The sequence below is a fragment of the Streptomyces sp. NPDC040405 genome (genome assembly GCF_055595765.1).
The window spans coordinates 600,456-620,952 of sequence record NZ_JBVIVI010000004.1; the positions used below are offsets into that span (position 1 = coordinate 600,456).

Annotated in this window: 18 protein-coding genes and 1 pseudogene; 18 read left to right on the top strand and 1 reads right to left on the bottom strand. The window is 72.0% G+C overall.

All coding sequences use genetic code 11. From position 1 onward, the window contains the following. The first annotated feature begins 10 nt into the window (after positions 1–10). Positions 11–1,381: an amino acid permease gene (locus ACZ59A_RS20425; protein ID WP_470960490.1), complete on the top strand. Its 1,371-nt coding sequence runs from the start codon at positions 11–13 to the stop codon at positions 1,379–1,381. 186 nt (positions 1,382–1,567) lie between these two features. Beyond that, on the top strand, positions 1,568–2,827 hold the full coding sequence (locus ACZ59A_RS20430) for a cytochrome P450 family protein (RefSeq protein WP_470960491.1): 1,260 nt from the start codon (positions 1,568–1,570) through the stop codon (positions 2,825–2,827). Between the two features lie 463 nt (positions 2,828–3,290). Here ACZ59A_RS20430 and ACZ59A_RS20435 read toward each other — a convergent pair whose 3' ends face one another. Then, positions 3,291–3,530, bottom strand: coding sequence for a hypothetical protein (locus tag ACZ59A_RS20435; RefSeq protein WP_470960492.1), 240 nt, complete (start codon positions 3,528–3,530; stop codon positions 3,291–3,293). A gap of 9 nt (positions 3,531–3,539) precedes the next feature. Between ACZ59A_RS20435 and ACZ59A_RS20440 the strand changes: the two genes are divergently transcribed. From ACZ59A_RS20440 to ACZ59A_RS20515, 16 genes and pseudogenes are all read left to right on the top strand, one after another. Next, complete coding sequence (locus tag ACZ59A_RS20440; protein WP_470960493.1) at positions 3,540–4,214, top strand: hypothetical protein; 675 nt, start codon at positions 3,540–3,542, stop codon at positions 4,212–4,214. Between the two features lie 46 nt (positions 4,215–4,260). Continuing rightward, positions 4,261–6,279, top strand: coding sequence for an anthranilate synthase family protein (locus ACZ59A_RS20445; protein WP_470960494.1), 2,019 nt, complete (start codon positions 4,261–4,263; stop codon positions 6,277–6,279). Between the two features lie 50 nt (positions 6,280–6,329). Beyond that, a pseudogene (locus ACZ59A_RS20450) lies at positions 6,330–7,474 on the top strand (3-deoxy-7-phosphoheptulonate synthase). Between the two features lie 59 nt (positions 7,475–7,533). Then, positions 7,534–8,301, top strand: a complete 768-nt coding sequence (locus ACZ59A_RS20455; protein WP_470960642.1) for a 2,3-dihydro-2,3-dihydroxybenzoate dehydrogenase — start codon at positions 7,534–7,536, stop codon at positions 8,299–8,301. Positions 8,302–8,310: 9 nt separating this feature from the next. Continuing rightward, positions 8,311–8,949, top strand: coding sequence for an isochorismatase family protein (locus tag ACZ59A_RS20460; protein WP_470960495.1), 639 nt, complete (start codon positions 8,311–8,313; stop codon positions 8,947–8,949). A 48-nt stretch (positions 8,950–8,997) separates the two neighbouring features. After that, positions 8,998–9,528 (top strand): SRPBCC family protein, encoded by a 531-nt coding sequence (locus ACZ59A_RS20465; protein ID WP_470960496.1) that lies wholly within the window; start codon positions 8,998–9,000, stop codon positions 9,526–9,528. 21 nt (positions 9,529–9,549) lie between these two features. Continuing rightward, complete coding sequence (locus ACZ59A_RS20470; RefSeq protein ID WP_470960497.1) at positions 9,550–11,145, top strand: class I adenylate-forming enzyme family protein; 1,596 nt, start codon at positions 9,550–9,552, stop codon at positions 11,143–11,145. Between the two features lie 15 nt (positions 11,146–11,160). After that, entirely contained in the window at positions 11,161–12,840 is a 1,680-nt protein-coding gene (locus ACZ59A_RS20475; protein WP_470960498.1) for an AMP-binding protein, read from the top strand. Further along, positions 12,837–14,084, top strand: a complete 1,248-nt coding sequence (locus tag ACZ59A_RS20480; protein WP_470960499.1) for an acyl-CoA dehydrogenase family protein — start codon at positions 12,837–12,839, stop codon at positions 14,082–14,084. The genes ACZ59A_RS20475 and ACZ59A_RS20480 overlap by 4 nt, the downstream gene beginning before the upstream one ends. Beyond that, positions 14,081–15,199 (top strand): SDR family oxidoreductase, encoded by a 1,119-nt coding sequence (locus ACZ59A_RS20485; protein WP_470960500.1) that lies wholly within the window; start codon positions 14,081–14,083, stop codon positions 15,197–15,199. The genes ACZ59A_RS20480 and ACZ59A_RS20485 overlap by 4 nt, the downstream gene beginning before the upstream one ends. An 11-nt stretch (positions 15,200–15,210) precedes the next feature. Continuing rightward, entirely contained in the window at positions 15,211–16,194 is a 984-nt protein-coding gene (locus ACZ59A_RS20490; RefSeq protein WP_470960501.1) for an SDR family oxidoreductase, read from the top strand. Then, the gene (locus tag ACZ59A_RS20495) at positions 16,191–17,723 is read left to right on the top strand and encodes a PEP-utilizing enzyme (RefSeq protein WP_470960502.1); all 1,533 of its coding nucleotides are present in this window, start codon (positions 16,191–16,193) and stop codon (positions 17,721–17,723) included. Before ACZ59A_RS20490 ends, ACZ59A_RS20495 begins: the two co-directional genes overlap by 4 nt. Then, positions 17,710–17,994, top strand: coding sequence for an acyl carrier protein (locus ACZ59A_RS20500; protein WP_470960503.1), 285 nt, complete (start codon positions 17,710–17,712; stop codon positions 17,992–17,994). Before ACZ59A_RS20495 ends, ACZ59A_RS20500 begins: the two co-directional genes overlap by 14 nt. Next, positions 17,991–18,635, top strand: a complete 645-nt coding sequence (locus ACZ59A_RS20505; protein WP_470960504.1) for a transcriptional regulator — start codon at positions 17,991–17,993, stop codon at positions 18,633–18,635. Before ACZ59A_RS20500 ends, ACZ59A_RS20505 begins: the two co-directional genes overlap by 4 nt. Further along, entirely contained in the window at positions 18,632–19,735 is a 1,104-nt protein-coding gene (locus ACZ59A_RS20510; RefSeq protein WP_470960505.1) for a PEP-utilizing enzyme, read from the top strand. Before ACZ59A_RS20505 ends, ACZ59A_RS20510 begins: the two co-directional genes overlap by 4 nt. Further along, the gene (locus ACZ59A_RS20515) at positions 19,732–20,487 is read left to right on the top strand and encodes a maleylpyruvate isomerase family mycothiol-dependent enzyme (protein ID WP_470960506.1); all 756 of its coding nucleotides are present in this window, start codon (positions 19,732–19,734) and stop codon (positions 20,485–20,487) included. The genes ACZ59A_RS20510 and ACZ59A_RS20515 overlap by 4 nt, the downstream gene beginning before the upstream one ends. Positions 20,488–20,497 lie beyond the last annotated feature (10 nt).

The window sequence follows — 20,497 nt, forward strand, 5'->3', positions numbered from 1 at the left end:
CGATGTTCACATGCTCGACCAGCACCACACGCGCCGTTTCGGCCTGCCCACGGCGACCACCCTCGTCATGGGCAACATCATCGGCGGCGGCATCTTCCTGCTCCCCGCGTCCGTCGCCCCGTACGGCACCCTCAGCCTGCTGGCCTTCGTCGTCCTGACGGTCGGTGCCATCGCGCTCGCGCTCGTCTTCGGGCGCCTCGCGCGGCGCGACCCGAGCACGGGCGGGCCGTACGTCCACGCCCGCGCCGCCTTCGGCGACTTCGCGGGCTTCCTGTCGGCGTGGTCGTACTGGACGATGACCTGGGTCAGCAACGCGGCGCTCGCGGTGGCGGCGGTCGGCTACGTCCACGTACTGGCCCCCGGGCACGGCTCCAAGGGCATGGACCTGGCCATCGCGCTGCTCGCGCTGTGGCTGCCCGCGCTGGCGAACCTCGCGGGGACGCGCTGGGTCGGGGCCGTGCAGCTCGTGTCGACCGTGCTGAAGTTCGTCCCGCTGCTCTTCGTCGCGGTCGTCGGGCTCTTCTACTTCGACCCGGACAACATGGGCCCCTTCAACGCGGGCGGCGGCAGCGCGCTCGGCGGGATGTCGGCGGCGGCCGCGATCCTGCTCTACAGCTACCTGGGCGTGGAGTCGGCGTCGATGAGCGCGGGCGAGATGGAGAACCCGGAGCGGAACGTGGGGCGGGCGAGCGTGCTCGGCACGATCGGCGCGGCCGTGGTCTATCTGCTCGGCACGGTGTCGGTGTTCGGCACCGTCGCCCACAAGGACCTGGTGAACTCCACCGCCCCCTTCTCGGACGCGGTGAACGCGATGTTCGGCGGCACCTGGGGCGGCACGCTGATCGCGCTGGCCGCCGTGGTGTCCATCGTCGGCGCGCTCAACGGCTGGATCCTGATGAGCGCCCAGGCGCCGTACGCGGCCGCGCGGGACGGGCTCTTCCCGGCCGTGTTCACGGCCAAGCGGCGCGGGGTGCCGACGGTCGGGGTGTTCGTCGGCGTGATCCTGGCGTCGGCCCTCACCGTGGTCAATTACACCTCGGGGTCGAACGGCGTCTTCGCGACCCTCGTCCTGATCACCACCTTCTCGGCGACGGTCCCGTATCTGCTGGCGGCCGGTGCGCAGCTGTACTTCCTGCTGGCGGGGCGCCGCGACGAGGTGCGGACCGGGCGCTTCGTCTGGGACCTGGTGCTGGCGCTGGCGGGCTTCGGCTTCTCCTTCTGGCTGGTCTCGGGGGCCGGGTACGCGGCGGTGTACCAGGGCGTGCTGTTCCTGTTCGCCGGGGTGCTGGTGTACGTGGTGATCGCGGCCCGCCGCCAGAGCCGGGGGACGGACGGCGAGGCGGCGGCGGACAGCACCGTGGCGGAGGCGGGCACTCCGTAATACCCGAGTAAGGGGCTTTCTTGCCCCCTCGGTATTCCCTCGGAATATGCGCCATGAGACATCGGGAATTGCTCTGATACGCGGTCTTTCCTCTGTGGTGGATGAGGGTGCGGGGGTGAAAGTTACGCTTTTCCGATCGGCTTCCCTCTATTCTCACGCGGCGCAATCGAGCGAGAATTCCTCTCCATGAGCACCGAGCTGACCTCCGGTTGCCCCTTCCGCCTCGACCCCACCGCGGGCGACATCCACGCCGAAGCGGACCGGTTGCGGGACCGGGGCCCCGCGACACCGGCCGAACTGCCCGGCGGAGTGGTGGCCTGGGCCGTGACCGACCCGGCCCTGGTGAAGCGGTTGCTCACGGACAGCCGGATCTCCAAGGACCCCCACCGGCACTGGTCCGACGCCTACATCGACGAGCGTATTCCGCCCAAGTGGCCGCTGCGCCTGTGGATCGACGTCCGTAGCGCGCTGACCGCGTACGGCCCTGAACACGTCCGGCTCCGCCGGCTGATCGGCACCGCGTTCACGCCCGGCCGGGTGCGGGCCCTCGCCCCGCGAATCGAGGGGATCACCCAGTCCCTGCTCGAAGGGCTGGAGGCCACCGAGGCCACCGCCCCCGGAGCGCCGGTGGATCTGCGGTCCCGGTTCGCCTGGCTGCTGCCGCTGATGGTCGTCAACACGCTCCTCGGCGTCCCCGACACGTTGCACAACGCCTTCCGCGCCGGGGTCGCCGGGATCTTCGCGACCGGCCAGTCGGAGGCGGAGGCCGAGGCCAACACCCGTGAGTTGTACCGGTTGTTGACGGAGCTGCTGGCCATCAAGCGGCAGACGCCCGGGGACGATGTGACCAGCGTGCTCATCGGCGCACACGACGACGAGACCGACTCCAAGCTCAGCGAGCAGGAGTTGATGGACAGTGTGCTGCTGTTGATCGGCGCGGGACACGAGACCACGGTCAATCTGCTCGACCACGCCATCGTCAATCTGCTCTCCCACCCCGGCCAGCTCGCGCTGCTGCGCTCCGGGCAGGCGTCATGGGACGACGTGGTGGAGGAGACGCTACGCCACCAGGCGCCGATCGCGTCCATCCTGATGCGCTTCCCGATCGAGGACGTGCACGACGCGGAGACCGGGCTGACCTTCCGTCAGGGCGACCCCATCGCCATCAACTACGCCGCCGCGGGGCGCGACCCGCGGACCCACGGCGGGCGCGCCGGACGCTTCGACCTCACCCGGGCCACGCGCCGCGAACACCTGGCGTTCGGCTACGGACCGCACTTCTGTCTGGGCGCCGAACTGGCCCGGCTGGAGGGGCGCATCGGGCTGCGCGCCCTCTTCGAACACTTCCCCGATCTCGCCCTCGCGGTACCGGCGGCCGAGCTTCGTCCGCTGGAGTCCTTCATCTCGAATGGACATCAACAACTCCCCGCCCTGCTGCGCCGCTAGATCTTCTCCGGACCGTCCACCTCGCATACCTCGCAAAGGGCGAGTTGACCATAAAACGGCCCGTCACGTTTTGGTTGCGTGCTCCGCGCGGCGACTGCTACGGTCGCTTGGTCTTGGAACTGATGTTAACTTGCAATGATTAATCTGCGGTTTCATCAATAATCCCGGCCGGGCTTGATATGAGTCTTGTCGACATGTGTTCCATACGACAGACGGGGTAAGCGGAAGTCCACGGGGGTGGCCTTGAAGCCGATCGTTCTTCACCTTCGCGTCGATGCGGCTGGGCATGTCGTCCAGCGCCCAGCCCTCCATGGGCAGTACGCCTCCTGATGTCTTCGTCCATCGCTGTCTTCCATGAAGCACCGGATTGCCACAGGGGGATAGGCACATGAATGGTCAGCTCTTGGCTGACACTGCCGAAATCATGGCGCGGCGGTCCACCGAAATGGTTTCCCTGAGCGACTTAACGCACTTCGATTCGCCCCGTCTGTCGGGTGCGGACAGTGACCATGTGCGTCTTCTCGCCGAGTCGGATGCCGAACTGCCGCCCATTTTGGTCAATCGCAGGACGATGCACGTCATTGACGGGATGCATCGGGTGCATGCCGCGGATCTTCGCGGCCAGGGTAAAATCGAGGCTATTTTCTGCGAGTGCGACGACGAAGAAGCCTTTGTTCTCGCGGTCAAAGCAAACGTCTCGCATGGACTTCCCTTGCCGCGCGCCGACAGGAATGCCGCAGCCAAACGTATCATCAACTCTCATCCGGAATGGTCCGATCGGGCCATCGCCTCGGTCACCGGGCTCTCCCATAAGACGGTCGGCGCCATCCGCCGCCGTGCGAGTGGGGAAATTCCCCAGTCGAGCACCCGGCTCGGACGCGACGGCCGGGAACGCCCGGTCGACGCCGCCGAGGGACGTCTCCAAGCGGGCCGGATACTCGCCGAGCGCCCCGGCGTCTCCCTGCGGGAGGTCGCCCGGGAGGCCGGGGTCTGCGCCGCCACCGTGCGGGACGTCCGCGACCGGCTGCGGCGCGGTGAGGCCCCCGTGGGGCCCGTACGCCGCGAGCCCGAGGCGGCGGCCACCGCGACCCCGCTGCGGCCCAAGGCGGTGGCCCGGATCGACGGAGCCGACCGCGCCCCCGACCTCCCCGCGCTGATCCACAACCTGCGCAAGGACCCCTCGCTGCGGCTCTCCGAGTCGGGCCGCACGTTGCTGCGGCTGCTGGACGCCTGCACGGTGGGCCCGCAAGAGTGGACCCGGATCAGCGACAACGTCCCGTCGCACCGCGTGGAGCTGATCGCCACGGCCGCACGGGAATGCAGCCGGGCGTGGCAGGACTTCGCGACGGAGCTGGAGCAGCGCTCCGGCCGGCAGGCGTCCGGCTGACATCCCCCATTCCCCATTCGCTTTTCGGCGCCTAGGGAAGGCAGGCATGACGATCCATCAAGTCAGGGGCTTCCACGCGACGGACGCTCAGGACCTCCTCCACTCGACGCTGGCGTCCGACCCGCCCCCGTTCGCACTGCTGCGCAGAGCGGGCGCGGGCGGGCCGGAGGTGGAGGTGCTGACCGGGACGGTGGCCGAGGTGGCCACGCTCGCCGAACTGCCGTGTCCCGGACCCCTGGACGCGGGCACGGCGGGAGCCGGGAGCGGCGACCCGGCCGGGGTGACGCCCGCCGAGGTGCTGGCGGTCATCCCCTTCCGCCAGGTCACCGAGCGCGGCTACGCGTGCAACGACGACGGCGAACCGATCCTGGCGCTCACCGCCGAGCGCCGCGCCGCCCTCCCCGTCGAGGAGGCGCTCGATCTGCTGCCCGACGCCGAAGTCACCCTGCGCGACAGCGGGTTCGACATCGGGGACGAGGACTACGAGAAGGTCGTGGAGAAGATCCTCGACCAGGAGATCCGGGCCGGTGAGGGCTCCAACTTCGTCATCAGGCGCTCCTTCCGGGCCACCCTGGCCGACTACCGGCCCGAGGTCGCCCTGACCGTCTTCCGGCGGCTGCTGACCATGGAGTCCGGCGCCTACTGGACCTTCGTGGTGTACACCGGCGACCGCACCTTCGTCGGCGCGTCCCCGGAGCTGCATGTGCAGGTCGACGGGGGCACCGCGCGGATGAACCCGATCAGCGGCACCTACCGCTATCCGCCCTCCGGCGCGGACCTGGACGGGGTGCTGGAGTTCCTGGGCGACCAGAAGGAGACCGACGAACTCTTCATGGTCGTGGACGAGGAGCTGAAGATGCTCTCCCGCGTCTGCGACCGCGGCGCCCGGGCCCGCGGCCCCTATCTGCGCGAGATGGCCAAGCTCGCGCACACCGAATACCTGCTGGAGGGCGCCACGTCGCGGGACGTCCGCGAGGTGCTGCGCGAGACGATGTTCGCGCCGACCATCACCGGCAGCCCGCTGGAGAACGCCTGCCGGGTGATCGCCCGGCACGAGGAGAGCGGACGCGGCTACTACGGCGGCGCCCTCGCCCTCCTCGGCCGGGACACCACCGGCCGGGCCACCCTGGACTCGGCGATCCTCATCCGCACCGCCGACATCAGCCGCGAGGGCGCCCTGCGCATCGACGTCGGCGCCACCCTGGTCCGGGACTCCCGGCCCGCCGCTGAGGTCGCCGAGACCTGGGCCAAGGTGGACGCGCTGCTCGGCGCCACCGGACTGGAGCGGCGGGACAGGTCCACGGCGCCGCTCCGGCCCGCGGGCGGCGGCGCGCCACTCGCCCACGACCCCAAGGTGATCAGCGCGCTGGAGCGGCGCAACGCCGGGCTGTCGGCCTTCTGGCTGGGCAAGGAGGACGGCGGGCCCGCGCGGACGGCGGGGCCGGTCGCCGGACGGGTGCTGATCGTGGACGCCGAGGATATGTTCACCGGCATGCTCGGCCACCAGACCCGCTCGCTGGGCCTGGACGCCACCATCCGCTCCTGGGACGCCGTACACCCCGGGGAAACCGACGGCTACGACTGCGTCGTGCTGGGGCCGGGACCCGGCGACCCCCGGGCCACCAGCGACCCCAAGGTGCGCGGCATCGCCGACCTGATCGGCCACCTCTTCGCCCGGGGCATCCCGTTCGTCGGCGAATGCCTCAGCCACCAGGTGCTGTGCGCGCTGCTCGGGCTCGAACTCTTCCCCAGGGAGCGGCCCAACCAGGGCACACAGCGCCGTATCAACTTCTTCGGACAGTCCGAGCCGGTCGGCTTCTACAACTCCTACGCCGCCCGCCACACCGCCGACCGGCTCGATTCCCCACGCGCACGCGGCCCCGTCGAGCTGTGCCGCAACCCGGCCACCGGAGAGGTGCACGCGGTGCGCGGCGAGCGGTTCGCCGCCACCCAGTTCCACCTGGAGTCGGTGCTCACCGAACACGGCACCGACCTCCTCGCCGACCTGCTCGGCTGGGCGCTGCGGCACCCCGCCGAGCTGATCGAATGCGAAGCCGAGCGATGATCGGCGACGGCACCCGGGCCGCGCCCGGACGCGCCGGGCCCGAGGGGGCGATGGCCGCCCAGCAGCCGGAGTGGAAGACCCACCCGGACTACGTGGCGAGCCGGGCCGCGCTGGCCGCCGCACCCGCGCTGGTGACCGCCGCGGAGCTGGACCGGCTGCGCGGGGCGCTGGCGGTGGTGGCCGGTGGCGGGGCGCGGATGGTGCAGCTCGGCGACTGCGCGGAGAGCTTCGAGGAGACCGGCGCCGATCACGTCCGCGCCAAGACGGCCGTGCTGCACGCCCTCGCCGATGAACTCGGGGGCGACGGGCCGGTGTTACGGGTCGGGCGGATCGGCGGCCAGTTCGCCAAGCCGCGCAGCCGGCCCTTCGAGGACGTCGACGGGGTGCTGCTGCCCGCCTTCCGCGGCCACATGGTCAACGGCGAGGCCCCGACCGCGGCGGCGCGGGCACACGATCCGCGGCGCATGGTGCGGGCGTACGAGGCGAGCGCCGAGGTGTTACGGGTCCTCGCCCGCGACCGGGACCGCCGCGCCGGACACCCCTCGGCGTCATTCCCCGACGGGCCCTGGGCCAGCCACGACGCGCTGGTCGTCGACTACGAGGCCCCGCTGGTCCGCACCGACGCCGGACAGCGGATCCTCGGCTCCACCCATCTGCCCTGGCTCGGCGACCGCACCAGAGCGCCCGGATCCGCCCATGTGCGGCTGCTGTCCCAGGTGGCCAACCCGGTCGCGCTCAAGCTCGGCCCCTCCGCCGACCCCGCCGAACTGGCCGAGGTGTGCGCCCTGCTGGACCCGGACCGGGCCCCCGGCAGACTCACCCTGATCGCCCGCATGGGCGCCGAGCGGGTCACCGAACTGCTCCCGCCGCTGGTGGCCGCAGTACGGGCCGGGGGCCACCGGGCGGTCTGGCTGAGCGACCCGATGCACGGCAACACCGTCCGGGCGGGCGGGGTGAAGACCCGCCACCTCAGTGCCGTCGTGGACGAGGCCGTCCGCTGCAGACGAGTCCTGGAAAGGGCGGGGGGCACCCCGGCGGACTCCATCTCGAAGTCGCTGCCTCGGATGTCACCGAATGCCTCGGCGGAAAGGTCGACGGGGTCGAGCGACTCGCCGAGCGCTATACGACGCTGTGCGATCCGCGGCTGAATCCCGACCAGGCAGCCGAATTGATGCGCACCTGGATTCGCGCATAGGAATCCGTAGACTCGGAATGCCCTCAGGAGGTGAGGAATTGACCGAGCACAAGGAAACGATGTGCCGGGTCGCGTTGGTAACCGGCGCGGCGGGCGGAATCGGAACCGCCATCGCACGAGCACTCGCGGGCCAGGGAACTCTGGTGGCCGCCGTGGACAAGGACGCCGACCGGCTGACCGACCTGGTGGAGAAGATGGCGGCGGACGGACTGACCGCCGTCGCCTTTCCCGCCGATGTCACCGACAGCGAGCGCGTCAATGAGGTCGTCGACCGGATCGAAACCGAACTCGGCGCCGTGGACCTGCTGGTGAACGCCGCCGGAGTGATGCGCGCCGGATCCGCGCTGGAGATGTCGGACATCGACTGGCGGGCCATCTTCTCGATCAACCTGGACGGCGTTTTCCACTGTTCCCGGGCCGTCGCCTCGCGCATGAAGGAACGCGGTGAGGGCGCCATCGTGACCGTCGCCTCCAACGCCGGACGTATACCCCGGGTGCAGATGGCCGCGTACGGCGCCTCGAAGGCCGCCGCGTCCCTCTACACCAAATCCCTCGGGCTGGAACTGGCGGAATACGGAATCCGCTGCAACGTGGTGTCACCCGGTTCGACCGACACCGACATGCTGCGCGCGCTGTGGACCGACGAATCCGGCCGCCGGACCACCCTCGACGGTTCGATGGCCACGTACAAGACCGGAATCCCGCTGCGCCGGATCGCCGAACCCGGTGACATCGCGGACGCCGTCCTCTTCCTCGCCTCCGACCGGGCCCGGCACATCACCATGCAGGACCTGTGTGTCGACGGCGGCGCCATTCTGGGAGTGTGAGAGAAGGCCATGGGTATTCCCGCCATCGCGCCCTATCCGATGCCGACCGCCGCCGATCTGCCGAAGAACCAGGTCGACTGGCGCCCCGATCCGGACCGCGCCGTCCTCTTCCTCCACGACATGCAGACGTACTTCCTGGCGCCCTACGACCCGGGCAGCGCCCTGTACGGCGAGCTGCTGGCCAACGCCCGTGCCCTGCGCGACCGGGCCACGGCGCTCGGCATGCCGGTGGTGTACTCGGCCCAGCCCGGCGACATGGACCGCGGCCAGCGCGGGCTGCTGTACGACTTCTGGGGGCCGGGGATGTCCGCGCACGAGCGGGACACCGGGATCGTCGAACCGCTGCGCCCGGCCGACGGGGACACCGTTCTCACGAAGTGGCGTTACAGCGCTTTCGTCCGCTCGGAACTCCGTGATCTGATCGAGAAGTCCGGCCGCGACCAATTGATCGTGTGCGGGGTCTACGCCCATGTCGGCTGTCTGATGACCGCCGTCGACGCCTTCAGCTCCGATATTCAGCCGTTCCTGGTGGCGGACGCGCTCGCCGATTTCACCGCCGACCACCACCGTTCCGCGCTGGACTATGCCGCGCGCTGCTGCGCGGCGATCCACACGACCGAGCAGATGCTCGGCTTCCTGGCTGCCTGATAGACCGCCGCCCGTGAGAAGGGGTGCTGACCCATGAGTTCCACGGACATGAGTTCCACGGAAACGTTCCGCGTGGACGCCACCACCGAAATCCGCGCCGATCCCGCCACCGTCTTCGCCTACGTCAGCGACCTCGGCCACAGCGGTGACTGGAGTCCCGAGTGCCTGGGCGGGGAGTGGACCGAAGGAGAACCGGCGGCCGTCGGTTCCGTCTTTACCGCGCGCAATCACCGGGAGCCGGATGTGGTCGCCTGGGCGCCGGTCGTGCGCGGGGACTGGACCACGCAATGCGAGGTCGTGGAATCCGCCGCACCGCGGGTGTTCAGCTGGGCCATGCGCAACAGCGGCGGCCGCGCCCAGGAGAGCGTATGGTCGTTCACGGTCGAGCCCACGGCGGACGGCAGTGCGCTGACCCACGCCTTCCGGATGGGCGAACTCACCGAAGGCATGCGGGGAATCCTCCACGGCATGAGCGACGCCGAGGTGAAGAAGTTCCTCGACGACTGGTCGGAAAAAATCGACGGCGATATGCGGCAGACTCTCGCCCGTATCAAGGCCGCACTCGAAAACGCCTCCTGACGGCGAGGGGTGACGCCCACCGTGATCCTGCAACGCATCGGGAACAGGGGACTGTTCCTGGGCTCCTTCTTCGACGAAGCCGCCAAGAAGAGCCCGTACCAGAAAATCACCCTCGACCATGAACTCGACATCGCACCGGAGCTGGGCAGCGACCTCACTGCCTACGCCTGTGCGAATCTCGTCGCCGAAATGGCGTCCGCGCTGCGCGACCTTCGGGTGCGCCCGGGCGACAAGGTCGCCGTCTACAAAGAGGACGGCTTCGACATCTTCCTGCTCACCTGCGCGGTCGCCCGCGTCGGCGCGGTGCCCGTCGCCCTCTCGCCCAGCCTCACCGGCGAGGTCGTCGCGGAGCTGCTGGACCGCTGCGACTGGCCGCATCTGATCACCGACGAGAAGAAGCTCGCCGCCGAGCTGCCGCCGGACGTGACCAAGCGCTGCGAGCGGGTCTTCCTGGTGACCGGCCAGGCCGAGGGCACCACCCCGCTGCGGCGGGACCCCGAGGCCCATCTGCGCCCGTTCACCCGCACCAGGGCCAGGCGCCCCGCGCTGCTCACCCACACCTCCGGCACCACCGACATCCCCAAGCTCGTCGTGCACACCGCCCGGTCGCTGCGCGCCCGGTACCGCCCGCAGGCGCTCGGCGCCCGGCTGCTGATACGCGGCCGCGAAACCCTCGCCGTCCGGGTGTCGTTCGTACACTCGCGCCTGGTGACCGCGCTCGCCATCGCGCTCAAGCGCGGCTTCCCGATCGTCATCACCAAGGACGCCACGCCCGAGCGGATCGCCGACATCTTCGCCGAGGTGAAGCCCGGTGTGCTGGAGGCCCACCCCAATACGTTCGTGGAGTGGGAGCCGCTGGCGGACGACCCGCGCGGCCCGCTGTCCAATGTGCAGGCCCTGAGCAGCACGTTCGACGCCATCCACCCGCGGACCGTGCAGAAGATCCTGGGCGCGTCCCGGCGCAGGCGCCCGTTCCACCTCCAGCTGTACGGCCAGAGCGAGGTCGGGCCGACCGTCGGCCGGGCCACCTCGCGGCGGCGCGCGATGTCCGCCGACGGGCGCTGCGTCGGTTTCCCGTTCCCCGGGATGACGGCGGTCCGGGTGGTCGACCGCAACGGCCGCACCCCCGGCCCCGGCGACCCCGGCTTCATCGAGGTCCGCTCGGACGGGCGGGCGCTCACGTACTTCGGCGAGGACGCCCGCTTCCAGCGGCAGTTGGACGACGGCTGGTGGCGGATGGGCGACGTCGGCTACCGCACCCGCTGGGGCTGTCTGCACGTCTCCGACCGCGAGGTCGACGTCATCCCCGGCTTCGGCAGCGCGCTGGAGGCCGAGGATCAGCTGATGTCGCGGCTCGACAGCCTGCTGGAGGTCGTGGTCGTCCCCGGCGAGGAGGGCGCGCCGACGCCGGTCGTGGTGACCCGGAACGGCGGCCCGCTGGACCTCGTCCAGTGGCGGAAGGCGGCCGGGCGGCTGCCCGCGATGCGCCCGCCAGTGCAGCTGCCCCTGGACGAACTGCCGCGCACCGCCACCGCCAAAGTGCAGCGGCTGGAGCTGGCGCGGCTGCTGCGGGACCGGACCACCGAGCACGGGCCGGACGCCCGGCCGATCGAATAAAGGGGGAAGGTCACCGTGTCGCAGCAGAAAACGCCTGATCACGAGCGCGTGTTCGGCTGGCTGGACGATCCGTCGGACGACCGCGGGATGCGGTTCCGGCTGGACGACGGCTCCTGGCAGCGGCTCACCTACCGGGAGCTGGCGCAGCGGACCCTGGGCGCGGGCGCCGCGCTCGCGGACGCGGGCGTGCGGCCCGGCGATGTGGTGCCGCTGGTGCTGCCCGGCGGGGAGGACTTCGTCACGCAGTTCTTCGGGCTGCTCGCGATCGGCGCCACCCCGTCCGTGCTGCCCCTGCCGCTCGCGCTGCGCGGGGGAGAGGGCTACCAGAACCAGCTGAAGGCCATCACCGCCCGCATCCACCCGCGCCACGCCATCGCCGACCCGCGCTACCACGAGGTGGTCGCGGAGAACGTGGCCCGGCTCGGCGGCGGCACCGACGTCCTGGCACCCCAGTACGCCGACCGCCCCGAGGAGGCGCCGCGCGCCTGGGGCGAGCTGGCGGTGCTCCAGTTCACCTCGGGCTCCCGCGGCTCACCGCGCGGACTGCGCATCTCGATGGCCAACCTGGCCACCAACCTGCGCATGATCCAGGGCTGGATGAACCCGGTGGGCTACGGCGCCGTCACCTGGCTGCCGCTCTACCACGACATGGGGCTGGTGGGCGGGCTGCTGGGCGCGCTGACCCTCCAGGTCGAGCACGCGCTGATGCGGCCCGAGCAGTTCATCCGGGACACCCGCGGCTGGATCGCCGAGTACGGCCGCACCCCGTACTCCAACATGTGCATGCCCAACTTCGGCTTCGAGCGGGTGCTGTCCGCGGTGCGCCCCGGCGACCTCGACGGGCTGGACTTCTCCGCGCTGACCGCCGTGGTCAGCGGCGCGGAGCGGATCGACCCCGCGGTGCTGGCCCGCTTCGCCGCGCTGCTCGGCCCGTACGGCTTCGACGTACGGGCGCTGATGCCCGCGTACGGGCTGGCCGAGGGCACCCTCGCGGTCACCGGGGTGAGCAAGCACCACGTCGCCCGGATGGTGCGCGCGGGCGGCCTGGAGCGGCGGCTCGGCGAGAAGCTGGACGTGAGCGAGGTTGTCGAGCTGAGCACCGTGCCGGTCGAGGAGCCCTGGACCTGGCAGGTCAGCTGCGGTCCGCCGCTGGAGACCGCGCGGGTGGAGATCCTGGACGAGGACGGCGCCCCGCAGCCCGAAGCGGTGCTCGGCGAGATCTACGTCGAGGGCCCCTCGGTCGCCGACGGCTACGCCGACCCCGGCCCCGAGGACCGGGCCAAGCTGCACGACGGCAGGCTCTACACGGGCGACGCCGGGTTCCTGCTGGACGGCGAGCTGTATGTGATCGGCAGGCTCGGCGACAGCGTGAAGATCAACGGCCAGAACGTCTTCGTCGAGGACATCGAACTCGAACTCGCCGCCTCCGGGGCCCTCTCCCGGCGGTACGCGACCGTCGTCGCCGGAATCACCGGGGGCGAGCCGAAGGTGCTGGTGGTCACCGAACGCCCGCTGGGCGACCGGCTGGACGACGCGCTGTCCGTCATCTCGTCGTTCACCGGCGACGCGGCCCGCGCCGAGGTGCTGTACGTCAAGCGCGGCACCATCCCCCTGACCTCCAGCCGCAAGCCCCGCCGCCGCTCGCTGTGGCTGTCGTACGTGGCGGGTGAACTGAAGGAGCGTAACGACTCGTGAGTGTTGTGGCCGCACCGGCGGAGCAGACCGTACCGGCGGGGCAGACCTCCCGCCTCTTCACGGCCGGGCCGTTCGGCGAGCGGGTGGAGGACGCCCGTAAGCGCGTCGCGGAACTGCTGCGGCGGGCCTTCGTACCCGTCGCCGAGCAGGCCGAGGCCGAGGGCCTCTTCCCGCGCGAGGCGCTGGCCGGACTCGGCCTCGCCGGGCTGTTCGAGGAGCGCTGGCGCGACGCGTCCGTGGCGGACCCGTACGGCGACCCCGGACTCGGCGTGATCATCGCCGAGGAGAGCGGGCGGCTCGGGCACGCCAGCCTGTCGGTCGGGCTCAGCCTGCACTGCGAGACGGTGCTGTCCGTCCTCACCCGCTTCGGGGACTCCCCGCTGCTGGCCGAGTACCGGGCCGGGGCGCTGGAAGGGCGGCTGGTGGGCTGCCTCGGCGCCTCCGAGCCGACCGGCGGCTCCGACCTCAACGGAGTGCGCACCGTCGCCCGCAGGACGCCCGGCGGCTGGCGGGTCACGGGCGAGAAGAAGTATCTGTCGCTCGGCCTGGTCTGCGACTTCGCCCTGCTGCTGTGCCGGCTGGACGAGGGCTCGGGGCCGGTCGACGGCAGGCTCGGGCTGTTCGCCGTACCGCGCGGCGGGCTCACCCCCCGTAAACGCCTCGACAAGGCGGGCACCGCCGCGCTGGACACCACCTGGATGCTCATCGACGCCGAGGTCCCCGACGAGGCCCTGGTCGGGCGGCGCGGCGGCGGACTGCTCGGCGCAACCTGGGGGCTGAACCACGAGCGGCTCTCCATCGCCGCCCAGGCCGTCGGCGGCGCGGCCCGCGCCATCGGGCTGGCCACCGCCCACCTCCAGCGCCGCAAGCAGTTCGGCAAACCGCTGATCGAACAGCAGGCGCTGCGGCTGCGGCTGGCCGAACTGTCGTCCCGGCTGATCGCCCTGCGCTACGCCGTCTACGCCGCCGCCCAGGGCGTACCCGTCCCCGGCGCGTGCGGCACCCGCGAGATCGCGGCGCTCAAGACCACGGCGGCGCGGTTCGTCGAAGAGGTGATGAGCGAGTGCATGCACCTGTTCGGCGGCCCCGGCTATCTGGAGGACGAGACGCCGCTCGCCCGCATGTGGCGCGACTCCCGGCTGGCCCGGCTCGGCGGCGGCACCGACGAGATGATGTGGGAGCTGGTCGCCGGGGGACTGGTGCCCGACATCGCCGCCTACGACGAGGGTGTCGATCTCGGATGAAACTGCTGCTGACCGGAATCACCGGACAACTCGGCACCGCGGTCGCCGAGATCGCCCCGCGGCGCGGGGTCGAGATCGTGCCGCTGGTGCGCCGCTCCCGCCCCGGGCAGGTCCCCTTCGAGCGGCTGTTTCCCTCGCTCGCCACGGCCCGGGTCGGCGGCGACGTCCGCGAACCGCTGTGGGGGCTGTCGGACGCGGAGCTGGACGAGCTGGCCGAGGACGTCGACGCCGTCGTCAACCTCGCCGGAGACACCAACTGGGCGGGCAGCGGCCGCGATCTGTACGCCGTCAACGTGCAGGGTGCCGTGGCCGGCTACGAGGTCGCCCGCGAATTGCAGCGCCGCTCCGGCCGCCGGGTGGTCTACGGCTACGCGTCCTCGATCTTCGTCGCGGGCGGCACCCTCGGCCGGATCGCCGAGACCCCGCTCGCCCCGGACCGCCACCGCACCGCGTACGAGCACAGCAAGTGGCTGGCCGAACAGGAGCTGACACGGCGGCACGGCCCCGGTGAGCCCGACGTCCTCATCAGCCGGGTCGCCGCCCTGCTCGGCGACTCGAAGACCGGCGCCACCCGCAAGCGCAACTCGCTGTATCTGCTGGCCGAGCGGTGGGACGAGCTGCCCGGCCGGGTGCTGCCCGCGATGCGCGGCGCCCGGGTCGACGTCCTGCCGCGCGACCTGGCGGCGGGCACCCTGCTGGACGCGCTGGCCGGGCTGCACCGCTCAGGGCCGCGCCCCGAGCCCGTCGTCACCCATCTGTCCGCGGGGGAGCGGGCCCCGTCGATCCGCGGCCTGCTGGAGGTGGCGCGCGCCCTGTCCCCGCTGCACTTCGGCAAGTGGCTGCGGCTGGTCCCGGCCTCCGCCGAACAGGTGCTGTGGCTGTCGGCCAACGCCGAGCGCTTCCTGCCGCTGTCCCAGGCGTGGCGCAACAGCGTCATCGGGCTGCGCTACATCGGGCTGGACCGGGTGATGGAGCGCGGCCGCCTGGCCGGTCTCGTGGACGGGCCGCTGCCCGAACCCTCCACCGAACTGCTCGCCCGGCTGCTGTTCGACCTCCCGGCCCCCAAGCGTCCCCTGGCCCCCGCCGACAGCGGACTGTCGAGGTTCCTGGCATGAACGATCCCGGCATGAACGTGTTGATTTTGGGCGGCTCCGGATTCCTGGGCACGGCCGTGGCGCAGGCGTGCGAACGCGACGGCGCCACCGTCCGGGTGCTCTCCCGCAGCGGCCGTACCGCCGTCGGCGAGGGCGTCCGCGGCGATGTGCGGATGCCGCGCCTCGGGCTGTCCGCCGCCGACCTGGCCCGGGTCCGGGAGGAGACCACCCATGTGGTGCTCTGCTTCGGCTCGGTGTCGTGGACCTCGGGCCCCGGTGAGGTGCTGGAGACCCACAGCTCCGGGATGCGCCAGGCACTGGCCTTCCTGCGCGAACTGCCGCGGTTGCGGCAGGCCGTGCACATCTCCTCGCTGCTGGCGCTCGGCCGTGCCAAGGGCCGGGTCACCAACCGCGAGCTGTACACCGGCCAGCGCTTCCGCAACTGGTACGAGTATGGCAAGTACTGCGCCGAACGGCTGGTCCGGGACACCCCCGAACTGCCCGTCGGCGTCGTCCGCTTCGGCCCGGTGCTCGGCCCCGATCCACGCGGCGGACGGCCCGACACCCGGCACGGACTGCCGATGGTCTTCCCGCATCTGCTCGCCGGATATCCGGTGCACCTGGCCCGGCGCGGGGAATTCCCCTGCTGGATCACCGACGCCTCCTCCGCCGCGCAGATCGTGCTGAAGGCGCTCACCACGCCCATCGGCCGGTCCACCTGGACCTGGTTCGACCCGGCGATGCCCACCCTCGGCGAGGTCTTCACCGAGGTGTGCCGCCCCTGGGGCGTCGTGCCCAAGATCGTCGAGGCCGGGGCGCTGGGCCGCTTCACCCGCCTGATCGGCGAACGGGTCGGTACGCCACGGGAGCTGACCGACTACACCGAGCCCTGGTTCGACCTGGACACCGATGTCCTCAAGGAGATCCCCGAGCCCTGGCCCGTCCCCGACCCCGACTACCTCGGGGCCACCGGTGAGGCGCTGCGCGGCGGTACGGAGAGGAGGGCCCTCGTATGACGGAGCACGTGGCGGACCAGCCGACCGAACGACCGCTGTCGGTCGACACCGACCCGCATCCCTACTTCCGCGTCTACTCGGCGGGCAACTTCGGCGAAGTGGCCCCGCAGCGGCTCTCGCCCATGTCCTGGTCGCTGGTGGGCGACCCGATGGAGCGCGGCACCCGCGCCCTGGCCCGGCGGCTGTGGGGCCGCCCGGCCTGGGCCGAGGGCGGACACTACGTCTTCGTCGGCTACTTCGGCTGCCGCCCGTACCACAACCTGGCCGCCTACTGTCATCTGTCCGCCTCCATCCCGGGACTTCAGCCGAGCGATGTCACCGACGCCTACTTCGAGGGCATCGACTCCCCGGAGGAACTGACCGCGCTGCGCTCCGGCCGGGTCCGCCAGGTCGCGGGCAGCGCCAAGCTGCTGCGCGAGCTGCGCGACACCGGGCCGCGGCTGCGCGCGCTGGAGGAGCGGGTCGCCGAGCTGGAGTGGGGGCTGCGCGCCGCGACCACCACGGACAGCCCCGTAGCGCTCGCCGGGGTGCTGCGCGACGCGCTGCCCGTCCTCGAAGAGGCGTGGGCGGTGCACATCCTGACCACCTCCGGTCTGGTGCCGCTCACCGCGCTCCAGCGGCGCGTCTACGGCAAGCTGCTGCGGCACGGCAAGGAGATCGCCCACTGGCTGACCCGGCCGCGCGAACTGGTCTGGGACCGGCTGCACACCGCGGCGTCCAGCCTGGACCCGTACGGCCCCGGCGACTTCCTGGCCTCCTCCTTCTACGAGGTCGCGGACGACCGGGCGCCCTGGCAGGACTACGCGGTGCGGCACAAGCAGGTGGCGGGCGGCAGCGGCGGGGCGTCCGTGGCGCCGATCGACCCGGCCGAGGCGCTGGCCGGGATGGTCTCGCCCTGGCGCAGCCGCACCGTACGGTCGCTGGCGACCGCCGTCGGCGAGATGATGGCCGGACGCGAACACTCCAAGTCGCTCGCGATGCGCACCCTGCACGTCTACCGCCGCCTGCTGCCCTCGCTCGCGGGCTCGTTCGGCGGTGACGCCGACCTGTGGCCGTATCTGACGATCCGGGAGTTCACCGAGACGGCCACCCGGCCGGGGCTGATCGAGCGGGCCCGGCCGCGGGTCGAGGCATGCCGGGCGGCGCTCGCCACCCCGATGCCCGAACACCTCGACCTCACCGGCGACGACGGGGTGATCCGGCCGTGGCTGAGCCAGACGCCGCAGGGGCTGCGCGGGGTGGCGCCCGGCATCGGCACCGGCACGGTGATGACCCCCGAGGGCGATCTGCCCGACGAACCCGTGATCATCGTCTGCTCGTCCGCCGACGCGGACATCGCCCCGCTGCTGCCCTTCGCCGAGGGCGTGCTCAGCGAGCGCGGCAGCGATCTGTCGCATATCGCGATCCTCTCCCGCGAGTACGGGATTCCGTGCGTCGTGGGCTATCCCGGCGCGGCCTCCCTGCCCGCGGGCACGGCCGTCTCCATCAACGGCAGTACCGGAGAGGTGAACATCCATGACGCTTCCTGACTCCACCCGTACCTCGGCCGATTCCGAGACCCTGACCGCGTTGGAGGAGGTCTACGCCCAGGTCAAGCGCGTCCAGCGGGATCTGCGGCCGAGCGACCGCATCATCCAGGACCTGGAGATCGACTCGCTGGCCACCCTGGAGATCCTGCTGGCCCTGGAGGAACGCTTCGGCGTGGCGCTGGTCGACAACCCGAAGGCCGCCACCATCACGACGGTCGGCGACCTCGTCGGACTCCTCGACGAACTGCGCGCCGACGACATCACGACATGACGACGGGAGATGCCGTGCTTCCCGACACCGCTGCCTTCGATGTCCTGCACACCCTCGTCATCAAGGGGATGGCGACCGCCGACCCCCTGGTGGCGGGCGCCGGGCACGACCGTGACGACGTCCTCGCCGAACTGGAGAAACTGCGGGCCGACGGGCTCGCCACCCATATGGAGCGGCGCGGACTGTGGCGCATCACGGCCGGGGGCCGCGCGCGGCACGCCGCGCTGATCGCCGACGACCTCGCGGGCGACGCCCGGGACCGGCTGCGACCGGGATACGAGCGCTTCCTGCCGGTCAATGACCGGTTCAAGGAGCTGTGCACCCGCTGGCAGCTCCGCGACGGCGCCACCAATGACCACACCGACACCGACTACGACCAGGCGCGGGTGGCCGAACTCGGCGCCGTGCACGACGAGGCCGCGCCGATCCTGGCCGAACTGGCCGCCGTACGCCCCCGGTTCGGGCGCTACGGCGACGGGCTCAACGCCGCCCTGGCCCGGCTGCGCGACGGCGACCCCAAGGCGTTCACCGGCGTCATGTGCGACTCGTACCACGACGTCTGGATGGAGCTGCACCGCGATCTGCTGCTCTCGCTGGGCATCGAGCGGGAGGCCGAGGAGCGGGCGGGGACACCACGATGAGCGGCGCGGACATTCCCGCAGGCGCTCCCGCGACCGGGGCGGGCGCGGGAGCGGTGCTGCGGCTCACCGGCGGACTCGGCGACGGCGACCGGACGGCGGTCGGCGGCAAGGCCGTCGGACTCGCCGCGCTGCTGCGCGCCGGGGTGACCATCCCCGACACGTGGGTGGTGCCGGTCGGCGCCGAGCCCGCCGCCACCGACCTCGCCCGGCTCGCGGCGGTCGCCCCGCGCTGGGCGGTGCGCAGCTCGGCCACGGTCGAGGACGGGGCGGCGCTCAGCTACGCGGGCATGTTCCGCAGCGAACTCGACGTCCCCGCCATCCAGTTGGCCGCCGCCATCGCCGCCGTACGGGACTCCGCGCGCAGCGGCCGGGTCACCGCCTACCGGGAGCGCACCGCCTCCGGCCCCATGCTCGACGTCGGGATGGCGGTGCTGCTCCAGCCCTTCCGTACCCCGGTGCGCAGCGGGCTGTGGCTGGGCCGCGGCCCCGGCCGGGGGCGGCTGGAGTGGGTCCACGGCAGCGGCGACGCCCTGGTCTCCGGCGCCGTCACCCCCGCCTGGGAGGAGTGGACGCCCGAGGGGCCCGCCGGGGGATCGGAGCCGGAGCCGCTGACCAGCGGCGGCCTGCCGGTCGGCGCGGCGTGCGTCGCGGTGCAGGAGGCGCTGGCCGTGCCCGCCGATCTGGAATTCGCCCTGCTGGAGAGTGGTCTGGTGTGGCTTCAGTTCCGGCCGATGACCACCGCCCTGGGGGAGTCGCCCGTGCCCGCCGCCGACGCGGACGAGAAGACCGTGCACGGCATCGCGGCCTCCGCCGGGGTGGCCACCGCCCGGGCGCTGCGGCTGCGCGACATCGACGACCCCCGCTGGGAGCCGGGCGCGGTGCTGCTCGCCGAACAGACCGACCCGGACTGGGTCCCGCTGATGGCGGAGGCCGCCGCCCTGGTCACCGCCGAGGGCGGCATGCTGTGCCACGCCGCCATCGTCGCCCGCGAACTCGGCGTGCCCTGTGTGACCGGGGTCGGCGCGGCGGCGCTGGAGCGGCTGGCCGCGGGCGGCCCGGTCGCGGTGGACGGCTCGGCGGGGACGGTGGCGATCCTGTGACCCCGGCACGCGCGGAGCTGGCCGATCTCGCCGCCGAGCAGCGGGAGTTCGGCGAGCTGGTGCGGTCCCTCACCGACACCGACTGGGGCCGTGACTCGGCGGCGGATGGCTGGACCGTGGCCGACCAGGTGTCCCATCTGGCCGACACCGAGGAGGTGGCGGGCGACACTCTGGCGGGCGGCCCGCGCGCGTTCGCCGCCGCAGTCCCCGCGTATCCGACCGCCGAGGACTTCACCGCCGCCGGATGCCGCCGGGGTGACGGGCTGTCGCCCGGCGAGCTGACCGCGTGGTGGGACCGGGCCGGTACGACGACCCGTGGGCTGATGGCGGAGCGCGCCCCCGGCGACCGCGTGGCCTGGGGCTTCGGCATGACCACCGAGGTGTTCGCCACCGCCCGGCTCATGGAGCACTGGGCGCACGGCCTGGACATCCGGGACGCACTCGGGCTGCCGGTGGTCGAGACCGCCCGGCTGCGCCACATCGCCGCGCTCGGCCACGCCACCCTGCGCTACGCCCTCGCCCGGGCCCGGGTGCGGCCGCCCGTGGGCCGCACCCTGCGGCTGGAGCTGACCGCGTGCGACGGCACCGGCCACGCCTTCGGACCGGAGGACGCGACCGATGTGCTGAGCGGACCGCTTCTGGCGTGGTGCCGGGTCGCGACCCGGCGCACCCGGGGCGCCGCGTCGGCGCAGCTGAGAGCCGACGGTGAACTCGCCGAACTCGCGGCGCTGTACGCGCGGGCCTATCTCTGAAAGCGAGGCA

Bases quoted from the DNA above. Each gene is read 5' to 3' on its own strand.
- ACZ59A_RS20425 (WP_470960490.1), top strand. From the start codon at position 11: ATGCTCGACCAGCACCACACGCGCCGTTTCGGCCTGCCCACGGCGACC.
- ACZ59A_RS20430 (WP_470960491.1), top strand. From the start codon at position 1,568: ATGAGCACCGAGCTGACCTCCGGTTGCCCCTTCCGCCTCGACCCCACC.
- ACZ59A_RS20435 (WP_470960492.1), bottom strand. From the start codon at position 3,530: ATGCGAGACGTTTGCTTTGACCGCGAGAACAAAGGCTTCTTCGTCGTC.
- ACZ59A_RS20445 (WP_470960494.1), top strand. From the start codon at position 4,261: ATGACGATCCATCAAGTCAGGGGCTTCCACGCGACGGACGCTCAGGAC.
- ACZ59A_RS20455 (WP_470960642.1), top strand. From the start codon at position 7,534: ATGTGCCGGGTCGCGTTGGTAACCGGCGCGGCGGGCGGAATCGGAACC.
- ACZ59A_RS20460 (WP_470960495.1), top strand. From the start codon at position 8,311: ATGGGTATTCCCGCCATCGCGCCCTATCCGATGCCGACCGCCGCCGAT.
- ACZ59A_RS20465 (WP_470960496.1), top strand. From the start codon at position 8,998: ATGAGTTCCACGGAAACGTTCCGCGTGGACGCCACCACCGAAATCCGC.
- ACZ59A_RS20485 (WP_470960500.1), top strand. From the start codon at position 14,081: ATGAAACTGCTGCTGACCGGAATCACCGGACAACTCGGCACCGCGGTC.
- ACZ59A_RS20490 (WP_470960501.1), top strand. From the start codon at position 15,211: ATGAACGTGTTGATTTTGGGCGGCTCCGGATTCCTGGGCACGGCCGTG.
- ACZ59A_RS20495 (WP_470960502.1), top strand. From the start codon at position 16,191: ATGACGGAGCACGTGGCGGACCAGCCGACCGAACGACCGCTGTCGGTC.
- ACZ59A_RS20500 (WP_470960503.1), top strand. From the start codon at position 17,710: ATGACGCTTCCTGACTCCACCCGTACCTCGGCCGATTCCGAGACCCTG.
- ACZ59A_RS20505 (WP_470960504.1), top strand. From the start codon at position 17,991: ATGACGACGGGAGATGCCGTGCTTCCCGACACCGCTGCCTTCGATGTC.
- ACZ59A_RS20510 (WP_470960505.1), top strand. From the start codon at position 18,632: ATGAGCGGCGCGGACATTCCCGCAGGCGCTCCCGCGACCGGGGCGGGC.